The 26,788-nt window shown below is 69.1% G+C and carries 25 protein-coding genes; 6 read left to right on the plus strand and 19 right to left on the minus strand.

Features of this window, described 5'->3' with window-relative positions; genetic code table 11:
- Window positions 1-8 precede the first annotated feature (8 nt).
- Genes pncA through GT347_RS16850 form a run of 5 tightly spaced genes read right to left on the minus strand, consistent with a single transcriptional unit; the run spans window position 9 to window position 5,386 of the window.
- Window positions 9-728, minus strand: a complete 720-nt coding sequence (gene pncA / locus GT347_RS16830) for a bifunctional nicotinamidase/pyrazinamidase (protein ID WP_195812356.1) — start codon at window positions 726-728, stop codon at window positions 9-11.
- Between the two features lie 33 nt (window positions 729-761).
- Window positions 762-1,496, minus strand: coding sequence for an ABC transporter ATP-binding protein (locus GT347_RS16835; protein ID WP_160553305.1), 735 nt, complete (start codon window positions 1,494-1,496; stop codon window positions 762-764).
- Window positions 1,496-2,263, minus strand: a complete 768-nt coding sequence (locus tag GT347_RS16840) for an ABC transporter ATP-binding protein (RefSeq protein WP_160553306.1) — start codon at window positions 2,261-2,263, stop codon at window positions 1,496-1,498. Before GT347_RS16840 ends, GT347_RS16835 begins: the two co-directional genes overlap by 1 nt.
- Entirely contained in the window at window positions 2,260-4,155 is a 1,896-nt protein-coding gene (locus tag GT347_RS16845; protein WP_160553307.1) for an ABC transporter permease, read from the minus strand. The genes GT347_RS16840 and GT347_RS16845 overlap by 4 nt, the downstream gene beginning before the upstream one ends.
- Window positions 4,156-4,168: 13 nt before the next feature.
- A complete protein-coding gene (locus tag GT347_RS16850) occupies window positions 4,169-5,386 on the minus strand; it encodes an ABC transporter substrate-binding protein (protein WP_160553308.1) in 1,218 nt (405 codons plus the stop codon).
- A gap of 350 nt (window positions 5,387-5,736) precedes the next feature.
- Here GT347_RS16850 and GT347_RS16855 point away from each other — a divergent pair, with 350 nt between their 5' ends.
- From GT347_RS16855 to GT347_RS27595, 4 genes are all read left to right on the plus strand, one after another.
- Entirely contained in the window at window positions 5,737-6,864 is a 1,128-nt protein-coding gene (locus GT347_RS16855) for an FAD-dependent monooxygenase (RefSeq protein ID WP_160553309.1), read from the plus strand.
- A 108-nt stretch (window positions 6,865-6,972) separates the two neighbouring features.
- The gene (locus tag GT347_RS16860) at window positions 6,973-7,530 is read left to right on the plus strand and encodes a hypothetical protein (protein WP_160553310.1); all 558 of its coding nucleotides are present in this window, start codon (window positions 6,973-6,975) and stop codon (window positions 7,528-7,530) included.
- Window positions 7,527-8,342, plus strand: a complete 816-nt coding sequence (locus GT347_RS16865) for a PrsW family intramembrane metalloprotease (protein ID WP_229722348.1) — start codon at window positions 7,527-7,529, stop codon at window positions 8,340-8,342. Before GT347_RS16860 ends, GT347_RS16865 begins: the two co-directional genes overlap by 4 nt.
- Window positions 8,288-8,713, plus strand: coding sequence for a hypothetical protein (locus GT347_RS27595; protein ID WP_229722349.1), 426 nt, complete (start codon window positions 8,288-8,290; stop codon window positions 8,711-8,713). Before GT347_RS16865 ends, GT347_RS27595 begins: the two co-directional genes overlap by 55 nt.
- Here GT347_RS27595 and GT347_RS16870 read toward each other — a convergent pair.
- From GT347_RS16870 to GT347_RS16900, 7 genes are read right to left on the minus strand one after another with little or no spacing between them, the layout of a single operon-like run.
- Window positions 8,710-9,678 (minus strand): 2-hydroxyacid dehydrogenase, encoded by a 969-nt coding sequence (locus tag GT347_RS16870; RefSeq protein ID WP_160553311.1) that lies wholly within the window; start codon window positions 9,676-9,678, stop codon window positions 8,710-8,712. The genes GT347_RS27595 and GT347_RS16870 overlap by 4 nt on opposite strands.
- A 6-nt stretch (window positions 9,679-9,684) precedes the next feature.
- Window positions 9,685-10,665, minus strand: coding sequence for a sugar kinase (locus GT347_RS16875; protein WP_407704104.1), 981 nt, complete (start codon window positions 10,663-10,665; stop codon window positions 9,685-9,687).
- Complete coding sequence (locus tag GT347_RS16880) at window positions 10,662-11,450, minus strand: sugar phosphate isomerase/epimerase family protein (protein ID WP_229722350.1); 789 nt, start codon at window positions 11,448-11,450, stop codon at window positions 10,662-10,664. Before GT347_RS16880 ends, GT347_RS16875 begins: the two co-directional genes overlap by 4 nt.
- Window positions 11,447-12,223 carry an amino acid ABC transporter ATP-binding protein gene (locus GT347_RS16885; protein WP_160553312.1) on the minus strand — a complete coding sequence of 259 codons (777 nt, stop codon included), beginning with the start codon at window positions 12,221-12,223 and terminating at the stop codon, window positions 11,447-11,449. The genes GT347_RS16880 and GT347_RS16885 overlap by 4 nt, the downstream gene beginning before the upstream one ends.
- 29 nt (window positions 12,224-12,252) lie before the next feature.
- Complete coding sequence (locus tag GT347_RS16890) at window positions 12,253-13,050, minus strand: transporter substrate-binding domain-containing protein (protein WP_160553313.1); 798 nt, start codon at window positions 13,048-13,050, stop codon at window positions 12,253-12,255.
- Window positions 13,051-13,093: 43 nt separating this feature from the next.
- On the minus strand, window positions 13,094-13,747 hold the full coding sequence (locus GT347_RS16895; RefSeq protein WP_160553314.1) for an amino acid ABC transporter permease: 654 nt from the start codon (window positions 13,745-13,747) through the stop codon (window positions 13,094-13,096).
- 10 nt (window positions 13,748-13,757) lie between these two features.
- A complete protein-coding gene (locus GT347_RS16900) occupies window positions 13,758-14,429 on the minus strand; it encodes an amino acid ABC transporter permease (RefSeq protein ID WP_160553315.1) in 672 nt (223 codons plus the stop codon).
- Between the two features lie 284 nt (window positions 14,430-14,713).
- On the opposite strand from GT347_RS16900, the gene GT347_RS16905 reads away from it, so the two are divergent.
- On the plus strand, window positions 14,714-15,787 hold the full coding sequence (locus tag GT347_RS16905; protein WP_160553316.1) for an IS5 family transposase: 1,074 nt from the start codon (window positions 14,714-14,716) through the stop codon (window positions 15,785-15,787).
- Between the two features lie 141 nt (window positions 15,788-15,928).
- Here GT347_RS16905 and fahA read toward each other — a convergent pair whose 3' ends face one another.
- The 3 genes from fahA to hmgA are packed head-to-tail and all read right to left on the minus strand — an operon-like array spanning window position 15,929 to window position 19,601.
- Complete coding sequence (fahA, locus tag GT347_RS16910; RefSeq protein ID WP_160553317.1) at window positions 15,929-17,257, minus strand: fumarylacetoacetase; 1,329 nt, start codon at window positions 17,255-17,257, stop codon at window positions 15,929-15,931.
- Window positions 17,258-17,277: 20 nt separating this feature from the next.
- A complete protein-coding gene (locus tag GT347_RS16915) occupies window positions 17,278-18,264 on the minus strand; it encodes a Bug family tripartite tricarboxylate transporter substrate binding protein (RefSeq protein WP_160553318.1) in 987 nt (328 codons plus the stop codon).
- A 29-nt stretch (window positions 18,265-18,293) separates the two neighbouring features.
- Complete coding sequence (gene hmgA / locus GT347_RS16920; RefSeq protein ID WP_160553319.1) at window positions 18,294-19,601, minus strand: homogentisate 1,2-dioxygenase; 1,308 nt, start codon at window positions 19,599-19,601, stop codon at window positions 18,294-18,296.
- 54 nt (window positions 19,602-19,655) lie between these two features.
- Here hmgA and GT347_RS16925 point away from each other — a divergent pair, with 54 nt between their 5' ends.
- Entirely contained in the window at window positions 19,656-20,633 is a 978-nt protein-coding gene (locus GT347_RS16925; protein WP_229722351.1) for a LysR family transcriptional regulator, read from the plus strand.
- Between the two features lie 24 nt (window positions 20,634-20,657).
- Here the strand turns inward: GT347_RS16925 and GT347_RS16930 are convergent, their stop codons facing one another.
- The 4 genes from GT347_RS16930 to GT347_RS16945 all read right to left on the minus strand — a co-directional run bounded on the left by GT347_RS16930 (window position 20,658) and on the right by GT347_RS16945 (window position 26,722).
- Complete coding sequence (locus GT347_RS16930; protein WP_229722352.1) at window positions 20,658-21,530, minus strand: Bug family tripartite tricarboxylate transporter substrate binding protein; 873 nt, start codon at window positions 21,528-21,530, stop codon at window positions 20,658-20,660.
- Between the two features lie 123 nt (window positions 21,531-21,653).
- Complete coding sequence (locus GT347_RS16935) at window positions 21,654-23,522, minus strand: CocE/NonD family hydrolase (RefSeq protein WP_160553320.1); 1,869 nt, start codon at window positions 23,520-23,522, stop codon at window positions 21,654-21,656.
- Between the two features lie 111 nt (window positions 23,523-23,633).
- Complete coding sequence (locus tag GT347_RS16940) at window positions 23,634-24,530, minus strand: DMT family transporter (protein ID WP_160555406.1); 897 nt, start codon at window positions 24,528-24,530, stop codon at window positions 23,634-23,636.
- A gap of 41 nt (window positions 24,531-24,571) precedes the next feature.
- Entirely contained in the window at window positions 24,572-26,722 is a 2,151-nt protein-coding gene (locus GT347_RS16945; protein WP_160553321.1) for an ATP-binding protein, read from the minus strand.
- Between the last annotated feature and the right edge of the window lie 66 nt (window positions 26,723-26,788).

Below are 26,788 nucleotides of genomic sequence, written 5' to 3' on the forward strand. Positions count from 1 at the left end.
GGTCTGTCCTAGACGGCGATGTCCGAGGACTGGATGCGCTTGACGCCCTTGGCCGCCATCTGCTTCCAGGCGGCGGCGACCGAGCCGTTGAGGTCGATGCCGCGCGTCGCATCCTCCACCACATAGACCTCGAAGCCGTTCTTGCGGGCATCCATGGCGGTCCAGGCCACGCAGAAATCGGTCGCCAGGCCGGTGACGAACACCGTCTTGATGCCACGCGCCTTCAGGTAGCCGGCCAGGCCGGTGGGCGTCTTGTGGTCGGCTTCCTCGAATGCGGAATAGCTGTCCATGTCCTTGTGGAAACCCTTGCGGATGATGAGCTGGGCCGTCGGCAGCTTCAGGTCCTTGCCCAGCGCCGCATCCTCGGTGCCCTGCACGCAGTGGTCGGGCCAGAGCACCTGCTGGCCGTAGCTCAGCTTGGTGGTCTCGAAGGGCTTGGTGCCCGGATGCGCGCTGGCGAACGATGCATGGCCGGCGGTGTGCCAGTCCTGCGTCAGCACGATGTTCTCGAAGGCCGGTGCGATCTTGTTGATGACCGGGATGACCTCGTTGCCGCCCTTGACGGCCAGCGTGCCGCCTTCGAGGAAGCAGTTCTGCACATCGACCACGATCAGCGCGGCCGTGCCGGGCTTGACCGGCGCGGCGGCGAAGGCCGGGAGGCCGAGGGCGCCACCGGCGGCGAGCGCGGCGGCGGATTTCAGGAGGGCTCTGCGGGGCACATGCGACATGGTGGAAATCTCCATTGGTTCAAGACACGGGACTCATACGCTGAGGTAGGCGCGCCGCACCTCCTCGTCCGCTTCGAGCGCGGCCATGCTGCCCTGGAAGCGGATCTGGCCCTTCTCCAGCACATAGGCCCGATCGGACACCAGTGCCGCGAAATGCATGTTCTGCTCTGACAGCAGGATGCTCACGCCCTGGCTCTTCAGCTCCAGGATCATCTGCGCCATCTGCTCCACGATCACCGGCGCGACGCCTTCGGAGGGCTCGTCCAGCAGCACCAGGAAGGGGTTGCCCATCAGCGTGCGGGCCACCGTCAGCATCTGCTGCTCGCCGCCGCTCATGCGGCCGCCGGGGCGCTGAGGCATCTCGCCGAGATTGGGAAAGAGCCGGAACAGGCGCTCGGGCGTCCACAGCGGCGCGGGTGTGCCGTCGCGCCAGGAACGTGGCGGCTGGCGGCCGACTTCCAGGTTCTCGACCACGGTGAGGTCGGTGAACACCCGCCGGTCCTCCGGCACGAAACCCAGGCCCAGCCGGGCCGCGCGATGCGGCTCGGCGCTGGAGATGTCCTCGCCCCTGAACGTGATCTGCCCACGCCGCTTGGCCAGCATGCCCATCAGCGCCTTGAGTGTGGTGGACTTGCCCGCGCCGTTGCGGCCCATCAGCGCCACCACCTCGCCACGGCCCACCTGCAGGTCCACGTCGTAGAGGATCTGCGCCGCGCCGTACCAGGCCTGCAGGCCGCGGGCTTCGAGCAGGGTCTCGGCGGCGGCCATCAGGCGATTTCCTTCTCGAAGGTCTTGCCGCTGCCGAAATAGACCTCCTGCACCTTGGGATGGTCGCGGATCTCCAGCGGTTTCCCCTCGGCGATCAGCCGGCCGCGCGCCAGCACGATCATGCGGTCGGCATAGGCGAAGACCACGTCCATGCTGTGCTCGGTGAAGAGCACGGCCATGCCGCGGGCCGTCACCAGCTCCTTGGTCAGCGCCATCAGGGCATTGCGTTCCTTGGGCGCCATGCCGGCGGTGGGTTCGTCCATCAGCAGCAGCTTCGGTGAATTGGCCATGGCCATGGCGAGTTCCACCCGTTTGACGTCGCCATAGGCCAGTTCGCTGCAGGGCCGTTCGGCCTGGGCCCGCATGCCGACCTGCTCCAGCAGCGCCAGGGCTTCGTCGCGCTTGTGATCGGCCGCGCGGCGCCACAGCGAGAACAGCCGCGCGTCGTGCGAGATCAGGGCCATCTGCACGTTTTCCACCACGGTGAGGGAGGCGAAGGTCTCGGCGATCTGGAAGGTGCGACCCACGCCCTGGCGCCAGATCTCACGCGGCTTCAGGCCCACGAGTTCGGCGCCCTCCAGGCGGATGGAGCCCCGGTCGGCACGCAGCTGGCCGTTGACCATGTTGAAGGTGGTGGACTTGCCCGCGCCGTTCGGCCCGATCAGCGCCAGCAGCTCGCCCCGGGCGAGCGTGAAGTCGATGCCATCGACCGCCTTCACCCCGCCGAAGGACTTGCCCAGGCCCGTCACCTGCAGCAGCGCACTCATGGCCGGCCTCCGCGCCACTCGAACAGCTGCCGCGCATAACCCGCGATGCCCTGCGGAAACAGCAGCACCAGCAGCAGGATGATGCCGCCCAGCATGGCGCGCCAGTAGTCGGTATTACGCGCCACCGTGTCGTGCAGCCAGTTGAAAGTGACGGCGCCGACCACCGGGCCGGCGAGGGTCTGGATGCCGCCCAGCAGCACCATCACCAGCCCATCGACCGAACGGCCCACACTCAGGGTCTCGGGCGAGATGCTGCCCTTGGAGAAGGCGAAGAGCGCGCCGGCCAGCCCCGCCACCGCGCCCGCGATGACAAAGGCCAGCCACTGCAGGCGCTTCACGTCGATGCCGATGGCGTCGGCGCGCAGGGCCGAATCCCGCCCCGCCCGCAGCGCATAACCGAAGGGCGAGAACAGCACCCGCCGCAGCCACAGGATGCCGGCGCCGGCCAGCACCAGCGTCAGTCCGTAATAGGCGGCGCGGCCCGAGAGCCACTGGGCCGGCCACACGCCGGTCAGGCCATTGCTGCCGCCGGTGAAGTCGTCCCACTGGTAGACGACCGCCCAGGCGATCTGCGCGAAGGCCAGGGTCAGCATGGCCAGGTACACCCCCGACAGCCGCACCGCGAACCAGCCGAAGATCAGCGCACCCACGGCCGCCACCAGCGGCGCAGCAATCAACGCCACCTCCATCGGCAGCCCGGCCGAGCGCACCAGCAGCGCCGCGCCATAGGCCCCCAGCCCGAAGTAGGCCGCATGGCCGAAGGAATGCATGCCGCCCGGACCCATGATGAAGTGCAGGCTGGCGGCGAAGAGCGCGGCGATCAGCAGGTCGATGGCCAGCACCGTGACATAGGGGGCACCCGCGGCCAGCCAGGGCAGCAGCGCCAGCACGAGGACCAGCACTGCGATGGCCACCGCATAGGCCCGCGAGGAGCGGCGCAGCGGCTGCTCCGGCAGGCCCTGCTGCCGCGCCACCGCCTGCGGCCGGCCGAACAGGCCCCAGGGCCGCCAGACCAGCACGGCGGCCATCACCAGAAACTCGACCACCAGCGTGGCCTTGGAAAACGAGATGCTGATGCCGAAGACTTCCACCACCCCCAGCCAGATGCACACCGCCTTCACCTCGGCGATCAAGAGCGCCGCCACATAGGCGCCCGGTATCGAACCCATGCCGCCCACCACCACCACCACGAAGGCGGCGCCGATGGCGGTCAGGTCCATCTCCAGATTGGCCGGCTCGCGCGGCAGCTGCAGCGCGCCGCCCAGGCCGCCCAGCAGCGCGCCGAGCGCGAACACCGCCGTGAACAACCAGGCCTGGTTCACGCCCAGCGCACTGACCATCTCCCGGTCCTGCGTGGCCGCGCGCACCAGCGTGCCCCAGCGGGTGCGGGTGAGCAGCAGCCACAGCAGGCCCAGCACCACCGGCCCGACGGCCACCAGGAACAGGTCGTACGAGGGGAACTGCCGCCCCAGGATCAGCACCGAGCCCTTGAGGCCCGGCGCACGCGGCCCGAGCAGCTCCTCGGCGCCCCACACCCACAGCGCCGCATCCTTGATCACCAGCACCAGCGCGAAGGTGGCCAGCAGCTGGAACAGCTCCGGCGCCTTGTAGATGCGGCGCAGCAGCAGCATCTCGATGGCCGCGCCGACGGCGGCCACCACCAGCGCCGCCAGCGGCAGCGCGATCCAGAAGCCCGCCGGGCCGATGGCCGAGGTCAGCGCCCCGGACAGGGAGTAGGCCGCATACACCCCCAGCATGAAGAAGGACCCGTGCGCGAAGTTGACGATGCGGGTCACGCCGAAGATCAGCGACAGCCCGGCCGCCACCAGGAACTGCGACGAAGCGCCGGCCAGCCCGTTGAGCAGCTGGACGACGAAGCCCGAAACGTCCATGCGCGGGTCCTGCTCAGTCTGCCGGGCGCAGCTGCTTGACCTCGGCGTCCGAGGGCTGGAACTTCGCGCCGTCGAGGTAGCTGTAGTCCACCATCACGCCCTTGCCGCCCTCGTTCTTCGTCTTGCCGACAAAGGCGCCCATGGTGGACTGGTTGTCCTGCGCACGGTAGGTGATCTTGCCGAAGGGCGTGTCCACCGGCAGGCCCTTGAAGGCGGCGGCGAGCTTCTCGGTATCGGTGCTGCCGGCCTTCCTGATGCCCGCGGCGATCGACTTGACCGCCGAGTAGCCCACCACCGAACCCAGGCGCGGATAGTCCTTGTAGCGGGCCTGGTAGGCCGCCAGGAAGGCCTTGTGCTCCGGCGTGGCGATGGTGGCCCAGGGATAGCCGGTGACGATCCAGCCGTTGGGCGCCTCGTCCTTGAGCGGGTCCATGTATTCGGGCTCGCCGGTCAGCACGCTGACCACGCTGGTCTTCTCGAACAGGCCGCGGGTATTGCCCTCGCGCACGAACTTGGCCAGGTCGGCGGCGAAGAGCGCGTTGAAGATCGCATCGGGCCTGGCATCGGCCAGGGCCTGCACCACGCTGCCGGCATCGACCTTGCCCAGCGGCGGCGCCTGCTCGGCGACGAATTCCACATCGGGCTGCACTTCCTTCAGCAGCTTCTTGAAGGTGGCGGCCGAGGACTGGCCGTACTCGTAGTTGGGATAGACGATGGCCCAGCGCTTCTTCTTCAGCTTGGCGGCTTCCGGCACCAGCATGGCCACCTGCATGTAGGTGGAGGGCCGCAGGCGGTAGGTGTACTTGTTGCCGTTCTGCCAGACGATCTTGTCGGTCAGCGGCTCGGCGGCCAGGTAGAAGAATTTCTTCTGCTTGGCGAAGTCGGTCAGCGCCAGGCCGGTGTTGGACAGGAAGGAGCCCATCAGCACATCGATGTGTTCACGCGCGATGAGTTCCTCGGCGATACGCACCGCGTCGCCCGGGTTGGCGTTGTCGTCGCGGGTGATGACTTCGAGCTTTTTGCCGTTGACGCCGCCGGCCGCATTGACCTCTTCCACCGCCAGCTCCATGCCCTTCTTGTAGGGCTCCAGGAAAGCGGCCTGCGCCTTGTAGCTGTTGATCTCGCCGATCTTCACCACGTTCTGGGCGAAGGCGGGAATCGAGGCCAGGGAAACGGTGACGGCGACTGCGGCATAAGCCGATGCGAGAACCAGGCGGCGCGGCGTGTGCATCTGAAAACTCCTGAATGGCGTCATTCGGTGAGGGAAATCCGCAAGGACGGAAAAACCAGGGAATCTAGCGTGTTCGAAGCAAGGACCGAACCCGGCCGCTTTCGCCCCGCCACTCCACGCGGCTCAAGAGGCGGATTAATCCTAGCGCACACACTCTATATCTCCAAGCATTCAAGGCGCCGCTTTAAAAGCGTGCACTGCGCGTCATTCATGCATCATTCAGGTGAATATCGCCCCAATATGGCGTCGGGTCGGCTTCGTATTTACCCGCTTATTTATAGTGTGTACACTTTTTGTCAAAGCGACAGGACCTCACGATTCCCTTTCAGCCCGCCGGGCAGGAGAAGCGCATGCAGAGCAAGACCAGAATCGCCATCATCGGTGCCGGCCTGGGCGGCGCGGCCGCCGCCAGCCTGATGCACCAGGCGGGCTTAGACGTGCGGCTGTACGAGCGGGCCAGCCACTTCGAGCGCATCGGCGCCGGCATCCATGTGGGCCCGAACGTGATGAAGGTGATGCGCCGCATGGGCATCGAGGACGCGCTCAACCGCCAGGGCGCGCATCCCGACTACTGGTACAGCCGCGACGGCATGACGGCCGAGATCATGTCGCAGATCCCCCTGGGCGATTTCGCGGTGAAGCACTACGGCGCGAGCTACCTCACGGTGCACCGCGGCGACCTGCATGCGCTGATGATGCAGAGCATCCCGTCGGAGATCGTCTCCTGGTCGAAGCAGCTGGAGCAGGTGGAGGACCGCGGAGACGCGGTCGTGCTGCGTTTTGCCGACGGCAGCGTGGAGGAGGCCGACATCGTGATCGGCGGCGACGGCATCAACTCGAAGCTGCGCGAGACCCTGCTGGGCGCCGAGCCGCCCAAGGACACCGGCTACGTGGGGCACCGCTCGGTCTTTCCCACTTCACGCATCAAGAACTTCAGCCACGACATGTGCTGCAAGTGGTGGTCGGGGGACCGGCACATGATGGTGTATTTCGTGACCGGGCGGCAGGACGAGATCTACTACGTGACCGGCGTGCCCGATGCGCCCTGGGACATGAGCCGCAGCTGGGTGCCCAGCAGCCAGGAGGAGATGCGCGAGGCCTTTGCCGGCTGGCATCCTGCGGTGCAGGCCCTGATCGAGGCGGGGGACACGGTCACCAAGTGGCCCTTGCTGGAGCGCGATCCGCTGCCTCTGTGGAGCCGGGGGCGGCTGGTGCTGCTGGGGGATGCCTGCCATCCGATGAAGCCGCATATGGCGCAGGGCGCTGCGATGGCGATCGAGGATGCCGCGATGTTGACTCGCTGTCTTTGCCTGACGGGGGCGGATCAGTATTCGGCTGCGTTTGCCATGTACGAGGCCAATCGCAGCGAGCGGGCCGGGCGGGTGCAGCTGGTGTCGCACAACAATACCTGGTTGAGGACCCAGGAGGATCCTGCCTGGTGTTTTGGGTACGACGTGTTCGAGGCGGCCCTGGTTTGAGATGAGGAGCGTGGTGCAGAGGACATTCCCGCCCTGAGCGCTCGCCCCTCAAGCAGCGCCGAGCCGACTCATCCGCAAGGAGCGCAGGCGCTATGGCACGATCCCGCCATGGCCGAGCCGTCCCGACGCATCCCTTACCGCAGCTGGCCCGGCGCCCTGGCCGTGCTGCTGGCCATCCTGGTGTATGTGGGCGGGCTGATGGCCTGGGACCGGCACACGCCGGGCAGCTGGCCGCTGGCCAGCGGCGAGACCATCGAGGTCGGCCCGGTGCGTTTCATCCCCGCCGAAGACTGGCGCATGGATGTGGCCCGCTCGCGCGCCGGCCGCTCGCTCACCCTGTTCAAGGGCGGCCACCGCTTCGTGGTGACAACCGGCGAATGGGCCGGCGGCCCGGAAGGCCCGGTGCGCCGCCAGCGCCGGCTGATGGAGCGCGGCCAGGGCCTGAGCATCGACGGCGATCCCTCCCGCTTCTTCAACAGCTGGGGCCTGGGCGGCGACACCTTCGCCTATTACGGCGCGCAGCTGGCCGGCCGCTTCTGGCAGGTGGTGGACCCGCGGCGCCGGCTGCTGGTGCAGGTCGACTGCTACGGCCCGGCCGAGGGCCTGAACGAGGCCTTGGCCGATGCGCGTGCCATGGTCGATTCGATGGACCTGGACGCACTGTGAAGCTCTACGCCTTCGACAGCGGCGGCGGCTGGCCGGTCGGCACCGACTCCTTCTTCCAGCCGCGCCGCGCGGCCTTCTGGGTGCTGGTGGCGCTGATCGTCAACGGCCTGTTCTACACCTCGCACATGTTCTCCACCGGCCTGAAGGTGGTGCCGGTGACCGTGCTGCTCGGGCTGCTGGCCTGGGCCGGCTACACCCTGGCCTTCGTGCTGGCGCTGCGCCTCTTCGACCTGCTGGAGCAGCATCCGCCGGAAGCCTTCGTGCTGGCCTTCTGCTGGGGCGGGCTGGGCGCGGTGTTCTTCGCGGTGCCGGCCAACGCGGCCTTCCAGAGCCTGTGCGGCAAGCTGGTGTCGCCCGAATTCGTGGCCGCCTGGGGCGCCGCGCTGGCGGGGCCGAGCACCGAGGAATTCCTGAAACTGGCCGGCGTGATCCTGCTGGTGCTGGTGGCGCGCAACCAGTTCCAGACGCATCTTTCGGTGCTGGTGGTGGGCGCCATGGCGGGGCTGGGTTTCCAGGTGGTGGAGAACCTCAGCTACACGGTCAATGCCTCGCTGCATTTCCCGCTGGAGAGCCAGCTCGATCCGGTCTGGCTCAACCTGCTCACACGCGGGCTGCTGGCCGGTTTGTGGACCCATGCGGCCTACACCACCGTCGCCTCCTACGGTCTAGCGTGGTTCCTGCTGCATCCCGAACGCTCGCTGGCGCGGCGGCTGGGTGTGGCCCTGCTGTGTTTCTTGCTGGCCTGGGGCTGCATTTCGTGTGGAACTCTCCCTGGCTGGAGGACCTGTTCGACGGCGGCAATACCGGGCTAGTGCTGCTGTCCCTGCTCAAGGGGCTGCCGGTATTGCTGGCGGCCGGGCTGGTGTGGCGGGTGGCGGCGCGCGAGAACGGCGCCTGGCTGCATGCGCTGGCGGCCTATTTCGTGCCCGAGCGGGAGCTGATCCGCAACGAGGAATGGCTGCGGCTGGGCGCGCCGCTGCTGCGGCTGCAGGCGCGCAGGGAGATCCGGCGGCGTTTCGGCTGGAAGGCGGGCCGGCTCAAGGCCCGGCTGCAGCGGGCGCAGCTGCGGCTGGTGCGCAAGGCAGCCACCTATGGGCGCGGGCCGCAGACCCGGCGGCACGAAGCGGCCGTGCGGCGGCTGCGTGCGGCGCTGGAGGCCGCGATGCAGGCCCAGCCGGGCTAGTGCCGGTAGACGGCCTTGGGGGTTTCGCCCGCCAGGGCCTGAAGCAGGTTGGTGGTGGCCAGTTCGGCCATGGCATGGCGGGTCTCGCCCGTCGCCGAGCCGATATGCGGCAGCGGCGTGACCTTGGCATGGGTGCGCAGGGGCGAGTCCTGCGGCAGCGGTTCGGTGGCGAACACGTCCAGCCCTGCGGCACGCAGCGGGCCATGGTCGAGGGCTTGCAGCAGTGCGGCCTCATCGACCGTGGCGCCCCGGCCGCCGTTGACGAAGATCGCGCCCGGCTTCATCTGCGCGAACACCTTCGCATCGATCAGTCCGCGGGTGGCGGCGGTCAGCGGCAGCAGGGCCACCACGATGTCGGACTGGGCCAGCAGCGACTCCAGCGAACAGTGCCGGGCAAGGCCCTGCAGCGGCGTGCCGGAAAGGTCCACCGCCCGCCGTGTGTGATACAGCACCGGCATGCCGAAACCCAGCGCCGCGCGCCGCGCCACCGCCTGGCCGATGCGGCCGAAGCCGAGCAGGCCGAGCGTCTTGCCGTGCACATCGGTGCCGAAGAGGTCCTCGCCGATGTTCTTCGTCCAGCGGCCTTCGCGCACCAGGGCCGACAGCTCCACGATGCGGCGGCTGCTGGCCATGACCAGGGCGAAGACCGTGTCGGCCACCGTCTCGTCCAGCACGCCCGGCGTGTGGCAGAGCGTGATGCCGCGTGCCTGCAGGGCCTCGATGTCGTAGTTGTCCACGCCCACCGACACGCTGGAGACCACCTGCAGCTGCGGCGCCAGCGCCAGCAGCGCGGCATCGACCGGGTAGCTGGAGCCGATCAGGCCGTGCGCCGTGGACAGCGCCGCGTCGAAGGCCGGCTTCTGAGCCGCCAGCTTGGGGTTGGCGACGGTGACATGGTGCTCGGCCTGCAGCCGCGCCAGCTGGTCATCCGGCAGTTCACGAAAGACGAGGACGTTCTTTTTCATGGTGGTTCAGAGCCCGGCGGCCTGCAGTTCGGCCCGCGTCGGCAGGCCTTCGGAATCACCCAGCACCTGCACCTGGCGGGCGCCGATCCAGCTGCCGCGCCGCACGGCTTCGGGCACGCTGCGGCCTTCGAGCAGGGCGCTGATCACACCCACCGCGAAGCCGTCGCCGGCCCCCACGGTATCGACCACCCGCGCGACCGGAAAACCTTCCACATGGCCGGTGCCGGCCGTGGCGTCGTCGTAGTAGGCGCCATCGGGCCCGAGCTTGACGACGACCAGCTGCGCGCCGGCCGCGCGGTAGAAGCGGGCGATGCCCTCGGCGCTGTCCTCGCCGGTCAGCAGCCGGCCTTCTTCCAGGCCCGGCAGCACCGCATGGGCCTTGGCGGCCAGGCGGTTGATCTCGGTGCGCATGACCTCGGTCGAAGCCCACAGCGTGGGCCGCAGGTTGGGATCGAAGGAGACGCTGCGGCCGGCGGCCCGCGCCACGTCCATGGTGCGGTGCGCCGCGGCCAGGCTGGTGGCCGAGATGGCGGCGAACACACCCGTGGCATGCAGGTGGCGGGTGGACTGCAGCCAGGCGGCGTCCACATCGTCCGGCCCCATCAGGCTGGCGGCCGAGCCCTTGCGGTGGTATTCGACCGGCGGATCGCTGCCGTCGTCCACCCGGCCCTTGAACTGGAAGCCGGTGCGCTGGGCCGGGTCGCAGACCACACGGTTGCAGTCCACGCCCTCCTTCTGCAGCTCGGCCAGCAGGTAGCGGCCCAGCGAATCGGCGCCCAGGCGGCTGGCCCAGCCCACCCGCAGGCCCAGGCGGGACAGGCCGACGGCCACGTTGATCTCGGCGCCGGCCATACGACGATGGAAGGTTTCCACCCGCTCCAGCGGGCCGGTCTCGTCGGCGATGAAAAGTGTCATGGCCTCGCCGAAGAGGGCCACGTCGCGTTGGGCGCCCGGCAAAGGCGCGGTGAAGACGGAGGTCATGCTCATGCGGTTTCCAGCTGCAGGCGGGCGGCCGCGCGCAGCACTTCGATTTCCTTGCTTGTGACGGTGACCAGGTCGTCGCCGATCAGGGGGTATTCGATGGCCCAGGGCACATCGGCCGGCAGGCCGCGCAGCACCGCGCGCCAGGGGGCGGCGGATTCGGCCAGGGGCACGGCCACCCATTTGTCGGGGCGGCGCTGCACGCCCTTGGCGTGTACATAGCCGACACGCGAGCCGAGCGCGGCGGCGGCCTGCAGCGGGCATTCGCCGAGGTAATGCCAGTTGCCGACGTCGAAGGTCATGGGCAGTTGCAGCCCGGCCGCATCGGCTGCCGAGAAGAAACGGACGAGCGAGGCCAGGGTGCCGGCGCCGGGCGTCTGGTCGTTCTCGATGACCAGCTCGCAGGCCGCGTGGTCCAGGGTGTTCTTCAGGTCCTGCAGCGATGCGGTAGAGACAGCGCCGAAGCCGCCGATGGACATCTTGAGCCGGGGTGCGGCCAGCTGCGCTGCGATATCCAGCGCGCGTTGCAGCGCATCGGCATCGAGCTTGCCATCAGCCTTCCACAGCCCTTCGGGGCTGGAATAGACCCGCACATTGCCGGCATCGCGCAGCGCCTGCAGCTCGCCGGCCGACGAGGCCAGTAGCTCGCCCCGCACCTCCACGCCATCGGCGCCCGCCTGGCGCGAGAGTTCCGCGAAATACAGCTGCCCATGCCGCATCACCTCGGCCGCGCCGAAGGAGGTCAGGGAGATCAATACGGGAGGCGCTTCGAACATGCCGGTGCCGTTCATGCGTGGTTCGAACTGAGGATCTGGCCGAGGAAGGTGCGGGTGCGTTCGTCCTGCGGATTCGAGAAGAATTCCCGGGGCGCCGCCTGCTCCACGATGCGCCCTTCGGCCATGAAGATCACCCGGTCGGCCACGCTGCGGGCGAAGCCCATCTCGTGGGTCACGCACAGCATGGTCATGCCGTCGTCGGCCAGGGAGATCATGGTGTCCAGCACCTCCTTGACCATCTCCGGGTCTAGCGCCGAGGTGGGCTCGTCGAACAGCATGATCTTGGGCGACATGCACAGCGCCCGGGCGATCGCCACCCGCTGCTGCTGGCCGCCGGAGAGCTGGCTGGGGTACTTCTTCGCCTGCTCGGGGATACGCACGCGGGTGAGGTACTTCATCGCCACCTCTTCCGCCTCGGCCTTGCCCATGCCGCGCGAGCGCATCGGCGCCAGGGTGCAGTTCTCCAGGATGGTCAGGTGCGGGAACAGGTTGAACTGCTGGAACACCATGCCGACCTCGGCGCGCACCCGGTCCACGTTCCTGCCGCCGGCCGTCAGCTCGATGCCGTCCACCACGATGCGGCCCTGCTGCACCGTCTCCAGCCGGTTGATGCAGCGGATCAGCGTGGACTTGCCCGAGCCCGAAGGGCCGCACACCACGATGCGTTCGCCGGCGCGCACGGCCAGGTCGATGCCGGTCAGCACCTGGAACTGGCCGTACCACTTGTTCACGCCCTCCATGCGGATGATGGGCGCTGGCGTGGCGGTGGAGGCGGCTGCGTCGGTCATGCTCGTGGCTCTCTTTTTGGACGGGCTTCTTACTGGAACTTGGGCAGGTCGGTGCTCAGCCACTTCTGGTAGAGCTTGTTCAACTCGCCGTCGGCGCTGTGTTTGGCGACGAAGTCGTTGACCGTCTTCTCCAGCTCGGCCTGGCCCGGGCGCATGGCGATGCCCATGTTCTGCTGCACCAGGTTGAACTTGTTCTCGAAGGTGTTGGCCGGCGCCCGCTTGGCGATCTGCGCGGCCACGGTGACCGAGCAGCCGATCGCATCGACCTGGCCCGACAGCAGGGCCTGCATGGCGGAGGCGTCGTCGTCGAAGCGGCGGATCTCGGTGCCTTCGGGCGCGGCCTTGGTCACGGCGATGTCCTGGGTGCTGGCACGCGCCACGCCGATGCGTTTGCCCTTCAGGGCGGCCGCATCCTTGATGGTGTCGGACTTCTTGCCGTACAGCACGATGGTGGCGGCCGCATAGGGCTGCGAGAAGGTGACCTGCTTGGCGCGCTCGGGCGTCACGGCGAGCGATGCGACCAGCAGGTCGACCTTGTTGGTCAGCAGGAAGGGAATGCGGTTCGGGCCGGTGACCGGCACGATATTGGCCTTCACGCCCAGGTCCTTGGCCAGCAGTTTGGCCACGTCGGCGTCGTAGCCGTCGGGCTGGTTCTTCGCGTCGGTGGTGCCGTAAGGCGGGAAGTCGACCAGCATGCCGATGGTGATCTCGCCCTTCTTCTTGATGTCGGCGACCGACTGGGCATGGGCCGGCAGGGTGGCGGCGATGCCGGTGCCCAGCACGAGGGCGGCGGCGATGACGGTGCGGCGTTGGATGAAACGAAGCATGGGAGGTCTCCTGATGGGTGGACGGTCGAAACGGGAAGGATGCTCAGCGCGAAAGAGCGGCCGACAGCCGGCGCTCCATGCGCCCGGCCAGCAGCGACAGCGGCCAGCACATCACGAAGTAGATGACGGCCACCACGCTGAACACCAGCAGCGGCTGGAAGGTGGCGTTGTTGACGATCTGCCCGGCGCGGGTGATCTCGGTGAAGCCGATGATGGCCGCCAGCGACGTGCCCTTGATCACCTGCACCAGGTAACCCACGGTGGGCGGCACGGCGATCTTCCAGGCCTGGGGCAGCACCACGTCCTTCATGCGCGAGGCATAGGACAGGTTCAGCGCCTCAGCCGCCTCCCACTGCCCGCGCGGGATGGCCTGGATGCAGCCGCGCCAGATCTCGCCCAGGAAGGCGGCGGTGTTGAGCGACAGCGCCACGCCGGCGGCCACCCAGGGGTTGATGTCCAGCCCCAGCACCGGTGCGCCGAAGAAAATCAGGAAGAGCTGCAGCAGCAGCGGCGTGCCCTGGAACACCTGCACGAAGGCAGTGGCCACACCACGCACCCAGGCCAGCGGCGAGACCCGCGACAGCGCCACCACCAGCCCGCCCAGTCCGCCGAAGAGGATGGCGATGGCCGACAGGGCCAGCGTCCACTTGGCGGCTTCGAGGATGAACCAGAACTCGGGCATTCCGAAAGTACGCATGGCGGGCTCCTTACTTCCGGTCCGGGTAGTTGAGGGTGGCGTTGAACACCAGCTTGAAGAAGGCCGAGAAGGCCAGCGAGAGCAGCAGGTAGATGCCGGCCACGACGATGTAGATCTCGAAGCTGCGGAAGGTCTGCGACTGGAGGTTGGCGGCGACCGAGGTGAGGTCGTCGGCCGAGATCACCGACACCACCGCCGAGCTGAGCATCAGCAGGATGAACTGGCTGGTCAGCGCGGGGTAGATGGCCCTCAGCGCCGGCTTGATGATGACGAAGCGGAAGATTTCCCAGCGCTTCAAGTTGAGCGCCAGGCCTGCCTCGATCTGGCCCTTGGGGATGGATTCGATGCCTGCGCGGATGATTTCCGCCGCGTAGGCGCCTAGGTTCACCACCAGTGCCGTCAGCGCCGCGGTGTAAGGGGACCAGCGCAGGCCTATGGCCGGGAGGGCGAAGAAGAAAAAGAAGAGCTGGACCAGGAAGGGGGTGTTGCGGATCAGCTCGATGTAGGCGTTGATCAACCAGCGCAGGGGCTTGGGGCCTGCTGTTTTGCCCCAGGCGCAGAGTACCGCCACCACCAGGCCGAAGAGCATGGCCAGGAAGGAGAGTTGCAGGGTGGTCCAGGTGCCCTTCAGGAGCAGGGGCCAGGCGGCGAAGACGTCGGCGAATTGGAACGTGTAGTGCACTGTTTTGGCTGCGCCGCTTGGGTGGGCCGCTTTTGTCTGAAACCGGTTTCAGTTTAGCCAGTGGGCTTTGGGGTGAGGGCTAGGGCATACCCTTGGGTGGGGTTTGGTCGTTGTTTTTTTTTGGGTGGCTGCCTTCGGCTTGTTTACTTCTTCTACTCCTACCGAGGGTGGAGGTGGGGCTGGCGTCGCCCCACACCCCCGGTAACTTTCTTTCCATTGAAAGAGAGGGTGATGACATACTTACTTGATTAACCTTGTGGGATCTAATCCATGAGGTTTCAGGTATGCCGAGAACAGGTCGCCCCCGGGCCATTCAGCCCGAGCATGAAGCACTGCTGCGAGACATCGTCAAGCAGCAACCCGAAGCCACCCTCGCACAGATTGCCCAGCGGCTGCAGGCCGCCGGTGGCCCTTCAGTCAGCCTGCTGACCCTGGGCAAGACACTCAGGCGCTGCGGCTACCGGCGTGTAGCCCCGCCGATCGTGTCCACGCCTGGACCCAAGCGCTACGGCTACACCAGCCAACACCGCCCTCCCGCGGGCAAGGGCAGCCCTTATCCCAGCAGCCTGACCGATGCCGAGTGGGCCCTGGTCGCCGACCTCTTCACGGCCAAGACCGGCCGGCCGGTCCTGCACGACCGCCGCCTGATGCTCGATGCCTGCTGCTACATCCTGCGCACCGGCGCGCCCTGGCGCTATCTGCCCAAGGACTTCCCGCACTGGAGCGTGGTGCTCAAGACCTTCCGGCGCTGGGTGCTCGCCGGGCGCTTCGAGAAGATGCAGGAGCGGCTGCGCCAGCAGTGGCGCCAACGCATGGGCCGCCCCCCCGATCCCAGCACCGTCATCATCGACTCGCAGTCGACCCGCAGCTCACCGCAGGGCGGCACACAAGGCTACGACGCGGGCAAGAAGACCAAGGGCCGCAAGCGCCACATCCTGGTCGATTCCCTGGGCCTGGTGGTGGCCCTGGTCATCACCGGTGCGCACGTGCATGACAGCGTTGCCGCTCAGACGCTGATGCAGCAAGCCTGCGCCAAGACCTGCACCATCAAGCATCTCTACGCCGACTCGTCCTACGGCGGCCGATGCGCCAAAGCCATTGCCAAGCAGCACAACATCGAAGTGCATATCGTGCGGCGCTGCCAGCGCCTGCCGGCCGATGAACCTGATCTGCCTGCGCAGTCCTTCGGCGCGCAGCCCAAGCGATGGATCGTCGAGAGAACCCACGCCTGGAACGAGAAGTGCCGTCGGCTGGTCATGCACCACGACCGCACTGACTCCAGCAGTGCTGCATGGATTTGGCTCAGGCAGACCTGTCAATTGGTTCGCAGGCCGGCTCCGCCAGCATGGGCTGTGTGATTGTCATCACCCTCTTTGGCGAAGCAAAGAAAGTGAGCGCGGTCTGGGGCGCGCAGCCCCAGCTCCGCCCTCCGCCAGGAGAACAACCCTCATCCAGAAGACCAAGCCCTCGGCCAAAAGAAACAAGCCCCAGCCTCCACCCTAAGCCGGCAAAAACGCCGGCAGCACCCGTCCTTCGCAGGCACCGAAACCGATGCTGCGAAACCCCTCGCGCTGGCCGCGGCCGCGCAGCATCACGCTGTCGCCGTCCTGCAGGAAGCCGCGCTGCTCGCCGTTGGCCAGCACCAGCGGCTGCCTGCCGCCGTCCGACAGCTCCAGCAGCGAGCCGCCCTGGCCGGTATCTGGGCCCGACTGGGTGCCCGAGCCGAACATGTCGCCCGGCCGCAGGTTGCAGCCGTTGACCGTGTGGTGCGCCAGCAATTGCGCCACGGTCCAGTAGGAGTCGCGGAAGTTGGACTGCATCAGGCGCTGGTGCGGCTGGCCCTGGCTGCGCATCCGTTCGGTCTGCAGCCAGACTTCGAGCTGGATGTCGAGCGCGCCCGCATCTCGGTTGTCCGGGCTGTCCAGGTAGGGCAGGGGCGCGGGTTCGCCCTCGGCGCGTTCGAAGGCGCAACGAAAGGGCGCCAGCGCCTCCATCGTCACGATCCAGGGCGAGACCACCGAGGCGAAGCTCTTGGACAGGAAAGGCCCCAGCGGCTGGTATTCCCAGGCCTGGATGTCGCGCGCCGACCAGTCGTTGAAGAGGCACAGTCCGAAGAGATGCGCCTCGGCCCCGCCCATGGGCACCGGCTCGCCCAGGGCGTTTTGCCGTCCCACGAAGATGCCCATCTCCAGTTCGTAGTCCAGGCGCTCGCAGGGCCGCAGCACCGGGCTGGCTTCGTCCGGCCGTTTGGACTGGCCCAGCGGCCGGCGAAAGCGCTGGCCCGAGACACCGATGGAGGAGGCCCGGCCGTGGTAGCCGATCGGCACCCAGCGGTAGTTGGGCAGCAGCGGGTTGTCCGGCCGGAACATGCGGCCGACGGCGGTGGCGTGGTGGATGCTGGTGTAGAAGTCGGTGTAGTCGCCGATGCGGGCGGGCACGGCCATCTCGGCCTCGGCCTGGGGCAGCAGGGCGGACGACCATTGCGGCTGCTGCGCCGCGCCTTCCCGCAGGCCCTCGCTCAGGCACCGGCGCAGCGCCAGGCTGGCGCCGCCGCCGCGGGCCATCAGGGCGTTGAGGCTGCCGTCCCCGGTGCCGGCCAGGGCCTGGGCGGCTTCGGTTGTGAGCTGGCCGGCATCGCGCAGGGCCAGCAGGTCCAGCACCTGGTCGCCGATGGCGGCGCCGGGCCGGAAGGCTTCCTCGCTGCCGGCGCGGCGGAAGATGCCCAGCGGCAGGTTCTGGATCGGGAAGTCGGTGTCGGGCCGGTTGGCCGAGTCGACCCAGCTCTGCAGGTGGATGTCGTGGGTGGCGTCGATGGAAGGTCGGGTCATGCGGTGGTGAAAGGAGGCGGTCATTCGGCCGACATGCCTGCGCGGCGGGCCACGTCGCCCAGGCGCTGGTATTCGGATTGGGTGAGGCTTTCGAGCTGCTGCGGGCTGGAGCCGCGGGGCGAGAAGCCGGCCTGCTGCAGCTTGTCCCTCACATCGGGCTGGGCCAGGGCTTCGACGATGGCCTGGTTGAGGGTGGCGATCACGTCGGCCGGCAAGCCGGCCGGGCCGTAGACACCGAACCAGGGTTCGAGCGCATAGCCGGGCAGGCCGGCCTCGGCCATGGTCGGCACCTGGGGCAGCGAGGGCGAGCGCTGCGGCCCGGCCACCGCCAGCGCCCGCAGGCGGCCCGACTGGATATGCGGCAGCGAGGCCGGCAGGTTGTCGAACATCACGCCCACGGTATTGCCCAGCAGGTCGTTGATGGCGGGGCCGCTGCCCTTGTAGGCGACGAGTGTCATGTCGGCACCTATGGCCTGGGCGTACATCACGCCGGCCAGGTGCATGGAGGTGCCCGCGCCGGCGGTGGCATAGGCCATGCCGGGCTGCTTGCGGGCGGCGGCGCTCAGATCGGCCACCGTCTTGATGGGCGATGCGGCCGGCACTTCCAGCACGATGGTGGAGGTGCCCAGCAGGCCGATGGCGGTGAAGTCCTTGCGCGGGTCGAAGGGCATGCTCTTGTAGACATGCGGGTTGAGCGCATTGGTGCTGATCGCACCGAAGCCGATGGTGTAGCCGTCGGGCGGCGCCTTGGCCACGGCGTCCATGCCGATGTTGCCGCCGGCGCCGCCGCGGTTGTCGATCAGCACCGGCTGGCCGAGCTTCTCGGACATCTTTTGGCCGACCGTGCGCGCCACCAGGTCGGTGGTGCCGCCGGGGGTGTAGGGCACGATGAAACGGATGGGCTTCTGCGGAAAGCCGGCGGCGAAGGCCGCGGGGGTGAGCAGGGCGCTGCCCGCGGTCAGGCAGGCCAGCAGCAGGCGGCGGCGGGGCGGGGTGTGGCGGGTCATCGGGTTTTGTCTCCTTCTGTGGTTTTTTCTCAGGGGGCGAAGCGGTCCGGCAGGCCTTGCCAGCAATCGGGATAGTCCGGGTCCAGCGCGCCGCCCTGCAGGGCGAAGGCGGTGGGCACGAAGCGCCAGCGGCTCTCGAACATGAAGGCCAGGGTGCCGTCGAGCTTGTGCGGCTGCAGCTCGGCGCCGCTGGCGCGCACATAGCTTTCCTCGTCGGGGCCGTGCGGCACCATGCCGTTGTGCAGGCTGGCGCCGCCGGGCTTGAAGCCTTGGGGCTTGGCGTCGTACTGGCCGTGGACCAGGCCCATGAACTCGCTCATCAGGTTGCGGTGGTACCAGGGCGGGCGGAAGGTGTCCTCCATCACCAGCCAGCGCGGCGGGAAGATCACGAAGTCGCAGTTGGCCGTGCCCGGCCGGTCGCTGGGCGAGGTGAGCACGGTGAAGATGGACGGGTCGGGATGGTCGAAGCTGATCGAGCCGATCACCATGAAGTTCGCCGTGTCGTACTTCAGCGGCGCCAGGTTGCCGTGCCAGGCGAGGACGTTGAAGGGGCTGTGGTCCAGGTCCGCCTCCCACAGCCGGCCGCCGAAACGCTTGACGAGCCGGTAGCTCCCGCCCTGCGCCTCGGCCGCCGCGACCGGCGCCTGGAAGTCGCGTGCATTGGCCAGGCCGTTGGAGCCTATCGGCCCCAGCTCGGGCAGCCGGAAATGCGCGCCGTAGTTCTCGCAGACATAACCGCGCGAAGGGCCGTCGGGCAGGCCCACCTTGAAGGCGATGCCGCGCGGCAGCAGGGCGATTTCCCCCGGGCGGACTTCGAGCACACCCATCTCGGTGGTCAGCAGCAGCCGGCCCTGCTGGGGCACGATCAGCATCTCGCCGTCGGCATTGACCAGGGCGCGCCGCTCCATCGAGCGGTTGGCCAGGTAGACCAGCGAGCCCACGCCGGACTGCTGCTCCACATCGCCGTTGGCCGCGACGGTGCACAGGCCGTCGATGAAGTCGGTGGGCGCTTCGGGGATGGGAAAGGGGTTCCAGCGCAGCGGCTCGGGCGGCATGGGGCCGCCGGCCTGCGCGCCGCTGGTCCAGCGCGGCTGTTCATAAGGCCGGTAGCGGCCCGACACCACCGAGGGCTGGCGCCGGTAGAGCCAGCTGCGCAGGTTCTCGTGGCGCGGCGCGGTGAAGGCGCTGCCGGAGACCAGCTCCGGGTAGAGCGCGAAGGGCGGCTTCTGCGGGCTGTTGCGGCCCAGCGGCAAGGCGCCGGCAACCGATTCGGTGGCGAACTGGTTGCCGAAGCCGTTCTGGTAGGCCAGCGGCGCGGCGGCGGTGGGGCTTTGCATCTTGTCTCCTGCCTGTTGTCCCCCGATGCTAGCGGCTGCACCGGCCCGGCCGCCATGGCGACAATCCAGGCCATGGATATCCGGCAACTCCGCTACTTCGCCAAGGTCGTCGAACTGGGCAACATCACGGCCGCGGCCGAGGCCTTGTTCATCGCCCAGCCCTCGCTCAGCCAGCACATGGCCAAGCTGGAGTCCGAGCTGGGCGTGCGCCTGCTCGAACGCAGCGTGCAGGGCACGACGGCCACGGCCATGGGCGACCTGCTCTACCGCCATGCCCGCACCATCCTGCGGCAGATGGAGGATGCCCAGGCGGCCATCCGGCGCGGCAGCGATGCGCCCTCGGGCCGGGTGGCCATCGGTTTTCCCACCAGCACCTCGCGCATCCTGGCCGTGCCGCTGCTGCAGCGGCTGCGCCAGCGTTATCCGCTGATCGAGCTGGAGCTGGTGGAGGCTTCCAGCGGCGACCTGGTCGGCCAGCTGGCGGCCAACCGCCTGGCCCTGGCGGTGACCATGAATGCCCGCGCCGATCCGCGCCTGCGCATCGAGCCGGTGATCGACGAGGAGCTGTTCGTGGTGGTCGGCACGGACCATCCCGCCGCGGCCTCGATGACGGTGGAGGCCTTCGCCGCATTGCCGCTGCTGCTGCCCACCCATCCCAATTCGGTCCGCGTGGCGGCCGAGGCCCTGCTGCAGGAGCGCCAGCTGCGGTTCACCCTGGTGGCCGAGACCAGCGCGGTCGAGATCCTGATCCTGGCCGCCGAGCAGGGCCTGGGCGGCACCCTGCTGCCGGCCTCGGCCTTCGCCCTGGCCGAGCGCCACGGCCGGGTGCGCGGCATCGCCCTGCAAGGCCGGCCGCTGACCCGCGAGCTGTCGCTGAGCCTGTCGGTCTCGGCGGCCTACAGCCCGGCGGTGCAGTGCGTGCGCGAAGTGCTGCTGAGGGTGATGGAGGAGGAGATCGCGCAGGGCCGCTGGTCGGGTGTGCAGCTGTTCAGCGATCAGCCGGCGCCGCCCAGGGCGGCCCGCCAGCCGTGAGCGTGAGCCCCGGCTGCCGCAAGCTCACTCCACCTGGATGTTGTTCTTGCGGATGAAGTCGCCCCAGTAGGCGGTATCGGTGGCCGCGCGCTGGCGGATCTCGGCCTCGCCGCCGCTCATCGGCGGCAGCGACAGTTCGGCCAGGCGGGCTTTGACGACCGGGTCGGCCATCACCTTCTGCAGGGCGGTGTTGAAGGTGGCGACGATGCGCGGGTCCAGGCGGGCCGGGCCGGTGATGGCGTACCAGCCGGGCATGGGCGGCACGTTCAGGCCGGCTTCCTTCACCGTGGGCACCTGCGGCCATTGCGGCACGCGGGTGGCGCCCAGCACGGCGATGGCCTGCACCTTGCCGGCCTGCACCTGGGGCAGAGTGGCGCCGACCACGCTGACCATGGCGTCGACCTCGCCCGAGAGCACGGCGGTGAGGGCCGCGCCCGAGCCCTTGTAGGGCACGTGCATCAGCTTCACGCCGGCGGTGGCGGCGATCAGCTCCATGGCGATGTGGGTGGAGTTGCCGACGCCGGCGCTGGAATAGGTCAGCTCGCCGTTCTTCTTCTTCGCCTGCTCGATGAACTGGGCGAAGCTCTTGATGCCGCTGGCATTGCTGGTGACCAGCACGAAGGGCGTGTCGGCGATGGGGGCGAGGTAGGTGAAGTCCTTGCTCGGGTCATAGGGCAGGGCCTTGTACAGCGCCGGGTTGAAGGCGATCTGCGAGACGCCGGCCAGCACCAGCGAATAGCCGTCGGGCTGGGCGCGCGCGGTGTTGCCCAGGGCCAGCAGGCCGTTGGCGCCGGGCACGTTCTCGATCACCACCGGCTGGCCGAGGGCCTGGCCCAGGCGGTCGCTGAGCAGGCGGGCGATCACGTCCGAGCCGGAGCCGGCGCCCTGCGGCACCACCAGCTTGATCGGCTTGGTGGGCCAGGCGGCCTCGGCGAAGGCGGGCAGGGCCAGGGGGCGCAGGCGGAGGCGGCGAGCAGCGAAACGAAGTTGCGGCGGGAAGAGGTCATGTCGGTCAGGGGATCAGGAGACGAAGGAAAGGGGAGCGGCCAGCGGCAGTTCGAACCAGCTGGCCTCGGGGCCGCGGCGGATGTCCAGCAGCGGCGGCCGGCCATGCGGCACCTGCGGGCCGTGGCCCTGGTCGCTGCCGCCGAGGGACAGGCGGATGCGGCTGCCCGCGGCGAAAGTCCAGGACACCGGCAGCAGCGCGAACAGCAGCCGGGCCGGCTCGCCCGGCACCAGCAGTCGGGCGGTGGCGCGGTCGTAGCGGTTGACCGGCCAGCTCGCCACGTAGTCGGGCGAGTCCGACAAGCCCTCGCGGTGCAGGGCCCGCAGATTGCCTTCGGTAACGTAGCGGCAGCTGCCGTCGGCCAGCACTTCGCTCAGGTAGACGTAGACGGCGGCGTCGGTCTCGGAAGAGACCAGCTCGATGCTGGCGGTGACATGGCCGGTCAGTTCGGCGGACGCGGCCAGCACCGGGCTGGTGTAGTGCAGGTACTGGGCCTGGCGGGCATCCCAGTCGGGGTAGTAGTGCTCCACGCCGACGGCGCCCAGGCGCTCCAGGCGGGTTTGCGTGCCGGTGGAGACGGAGAAGTCCACGGCGAGGCGGTCGCTGCCCGGCGCGCCTGCCGAGGCCGAGAGTCCGCCATCGGCGGCGGGATGCAGCCGGACCTTGCCCTCGAAGGGCGGCCAGGCATCGGCGGCTTGCCAGCGTTCGTCGTGCTGGGTGAAGTAGTGCACCGGCTTTTCGTGCTGCAGGCCGGTGTCCATGCCGCGCAGGTGGTGGTCGAAGAAACGCAGCACCTCGGCCAGCAGCGGGAACTGGGAGGCGGCCTGTTCACGCCAGGGCGAGACATTGCTGCGCGCGCCGTGGTCCCAGGGGCCGAGCAGCAGGCGGTGCTGGTGATTCGGCAGGGTGAGGAAACGGGTGATGGCCGAGTTGCTGTAGCCCGCGCCGTCGTACCAGCCGGAGATGGAGTAGATGGCCACGTCCTCGGGGATCTGCCGGGCGTAGTAGCCGGGGCTGCAGACATCCAGCGTCAGGGCCGGGTCGTGCAGCACCGCGTCGTGCTGGAAGGGCAGCTCGCGCGCCATGTCGGAGAGCCGGCAGTTGCTGCGGTGCTGCTGCAGGGCCTGGGCCAGCAGCCGGCCGTCCGGATCCTCGTCCACCGGCTGCGGGCCCTGGAAGGCGGGGTTGCCGTAGTAGGCGAACTTGGCCAGGGCCGGGCGGTCGTCCTGGTCCAGCGCCACCATCAGCTCGTCGTAGCGGCCGGTCCAGATGCAGGAGAGCACACCGCCGACGTAGAGCTGGTCGGTGTAGATGTCGGTCACCGCGAACAGGGGCGCGATCGCCTTCACGGCGGGATGGCGGGTGCTGGCCAGGAAAACGGCCGCCGCGCCCAGGTAGGAGATGCCGGTGCAGCCGATGCTGCCGTCGCTCCAGGGCTGCTGCGAGATCCATTCGGCGATCTCCTCGTAGTCGTCGCGCTCCTTGGGCGAACGCAGGGCGTCGCGGGTGCCGAAGCTGGCGCCGGTGCCGCGCACGTCCACCACCACCACCGCATAGCCTTGCGGCACGAAGGCGTCGCGGTAACGGCCGCAGTTGGGGCTGACCTCGATCGTGGGATCGCTGGTGACGAAACGCCGGTAGTAGGGCGTGAAGATGGCGATGGTGGGCACCCGGGCCGGTGCCGGATGGGCGGCGTCGCCCTGGGGCAGGTAGACGTCCACCGCGATGCGGCAGCCGTCGCGCATGGTCAGGTAGCAGGAGGCGGGCAGCGCGGGCGCGGTGAAGGCGGGCGGGCGGCCGGCCAGGTAGGCGGCGGGGCCCTGGCGCCAGGCGGCGGGGGAGGCGGGGTCTAAAGGGTCTGAGGGCTGGTCTCGGTCCGACATCGGGTCGCACGCTTTCGAAAAGGCCGCTTCGGGTCGAAGCGAAGCGGCTCATTCTCGAAAAGCCGGGCCCAGAGGAAAAATGCGAAATGTCGATCCATCCATAGGCTGACCCTATGTCGCGGCATCTCCCACGGCCCGGGGCCGGTGGGCATGCACGCAGCTCAGCACACTGGCCACCACCAGCAACAGGGCCGACCACTCCAGCGCACGCGGCCAGCGCTGTTCCCAGACGAAGCCGTAGAGCAGGGCGAACAGGGTCTCGAAGAGGATCATCTGGCCCACCATGGTCAGCGGCAGCAGCCGGCTCATGCGGTTCCAGAAAGCGTTGCCGGCGATGGAGGCGGCCAGCGCCACGCCGACCGACACGCCGATGAAACGCCACCATTCGGCGGGCGCATGCGAGCCGTGGTCCAGCAGCAGGGCCAGCAGCAGGAGCAGCAGGGACTGGGCGCCGGTCACCACGCCGGTGGCCAGGTTCCAGTCCTGCGCGGACACCTGCGGCAGGCGCGCCAGTTGCCGGCTGTTGCCGACGGCATAGGTCGTCCACGAAGCCAGCGCGCCGATGGCGCAGAGCAGCCCGATGGCGCCGCCGCGCGCCGCCTCGCCGTGCAGCGATTCCCAGGCGATGCACACCACGCCCGCCAGGCCCAGCAGCAGCGAGGGTGCCAGGCGGCGCAGCGGCACCGCATGGCGCTCGCGGCTGCCGATGATGGTGACGGCCACCGGCAGGAAGCCGATCACCAGCGAGGTCATGGCGATGCCGCCGCGCTGCACCGCGCTGGCCAGCAGCACGTAGTAGAGCGAGTTGCCCAGCACACTCAGCTCGCACAGGGCCCACCAGTCGCGCGCCTGCAGCTGGGCGCGCAGCTGGCCCCAGCGCGGCAGCAGCAGCGCGGTGGCGAACAGCCCATAGGACAGGAAGCGGCCCGCCGCCAGTTGCAGCGGCGTGAAGCCGCGCGCCAGTTCGGGCGCCAGGAACACCAGCCCCCACAGCGCGCCGGCCGCCATGCCGCAGGCGATGCCGGCGGCGGTGCCCGCGCCGAGCCGGCTCAAGGCCTGCGTTCCTGCATCAGCTCCTGCAGCCGGCGCAGCAGGTATTCGGGCGACAGCGGCTTGGACAGCACTTCCAGCCCGCCCTGCACCGCATGCTGCAGCTGCTCGGCATAGCCGGTGGCCAGGATCACCGGCAGGCCCGGATGCATCTCGCGCAGGCGGAAGGCGAAGGCGATGCCGTTCATGTCGCCGGGCATGGCGATGTCGCTCAGCACCACGTCGGGCAGGGCTTCGGCCGCCAGCATGTCCAGCGCCTCGCGGGGATGCGAGGCGCGCCGCACCCGCAGGCCGGCGGCGGCCAGCATCTCGGCGGTGGCCTGGGCCACCTCGTCGTTGTCTTCCACCAGCAGCACCCGGCCGGCCAGGGTGAGCGGCGTTGCGTCCTCGGCCTGCTCCGCCTGCGCGGCATCGCCCAGGCGCGGGAAACGCAGGTCGATGCAGGTGCCGGCGCCGGGCTCGCTGCGGATCTCCACGCTGCCGCCGGACTGCTGCATCAGCCCCTGCACCTGGCTCAGCCCCAGGCCCGATCCGGTGCCGCGTTCGCGGGTGGTGAAGAAGGGCTCCAGCACCCGCGGCAGCACATGGGCGGGTATGCCCACGCCGTCGTCCTGCACACGCAGCTGCACCTGGCCGTCGGCCGTGTCTTCGGCGGTGATGGTGAAGTGGCCGCCGTCGGGCAGCGCATGGCGCGCGTTGACGGCCAGGTTGATCAGCGCGAGTTCCAGCTCGCCGGGATCGACCCGGATCGTGCCGGTGGAAGCCGCCACCTCCTGGCGCAGCGCGACCTGCGGGCCCAGCGTGGTGCGGATCAGCTCGGCGGTGGCCGGCAGCCATTCCTGCAGCGCGATCGGCTCGGGCTGCAGTGCCTGCTTGCCGCTGAAGGACAGCAGCTGCCGCGTCAGCCGCGCGCCGGACCGGATGGCGCGCGACATGGCGCGGATCTGCGGCTCGCCGGCTTCGCCCGGATGCTTCCTGGTGTGCACATGCAGGCTGGTGTTGACGATGGCCAGCAGGTTGTTGAAATCGTGCGCCACGCTGCCGGTGAGCACCGCCAGGGTTTCCAGCCGCTGCGATTCCAGCATGGCCTTCTCCGCCGCCGAGCGGCGCCGGATCTCGTCGCGCAACGCCAGCGATGCGGCGGTTTCCTGGCGCGTCTTGCGCAGGGCCAGCCAGCACACCGACACCAGCACGATGGTGATCGCGGTCAGGGCGCCGCCGAGCAGCAGCAGGAAATGCCGCCACTGCGCGAACACTGCGCCGCGGTCGAGCCCGGCCACCACATAGGCCGGATAGCCCGGCACCTGGCGAAAGCTCACCAGCCGGGTGGCGCGTCCGCCATCGTGCGAGCGGCTGTCCACGCCCTCGGCCTCGCCGGCCAGGATGCGCGGCAGCACCGGGTTGTCGGCCGCCATGCGTTTGCGGCCGTCGGGCGGCGGCGGCCAGCGCGCCAGCAGGGTGCCGTCGCTGCGCACCAGCGCGAGGGTGGAGATGCGCCGGTTCTCCTCGGTCAGCGAGCGGTAGTAGTCGCGGAAGAAGGCCGGCGCCAGCGAGACGCCGATCACACCGTCGAAGCGCCCGTCGCGGTCCGGCCGCCGCATCGCCAGGTTCATCAGCTCGCGGCCGGTCTGCCGGCCGACGATCACCTCGCTCAGGGTGAAGCCGTGGTAGGGCGCGAGCTGCTGCGGCGTATCGCGCAGCCGGGCGAAATACTCGCGGTCCCGCACCAGGCCGGAGCGCTCCGGCGGCGCGTCGCTGCGCACCAGGGGCCGGCCCTGGGCGTCCCAGACATTGAGGTTGACGACGATCGGCAGGCCGACCGAGATGTCGGCCAGGCGCTGGCGGATCGCCGGCTCCTGGCGGTCGATTTCCTCGTCGGTGCCCGAAGTGAGCCGGGCGGTGATCTGCGCGATCTCGGCGGCGATGTCCAGCGTGTTGCGCGCATGCTCGGCGGCGAACTGGGTGGCGCGCCGGGCGGTGGCCTGGGCATCGGACTGCGCGCGCCCCAGGCCCCACCATGCCACCATGACGAAGATGGCCACCGGTATCAGCACGCAGGCCAGCAGCACCGTGCGCAGCCAGGCGATCAGCGGTGTGGTGGCGGCGGCGGGCGGGGAAACGGAAGGCGCCGGTGGGCTGCCTGGGGTCATCGGCGGCTTGCAGTGGGTCGGGGATACCCATGATAGAGGGGCTGCGTGTCCCCGGCGTGCCGCACC

This window comes from Xylophilus rhododendri (assembly GCF_009906855.1).
Taxonomy (GTDB): domain Bacteria; phylum Pseudomonadota; class Gammaproteobacteria; order Burkholderiales; family Burkholderiaceae_C; genus Xylophilus; species Xylophilus rhododendri.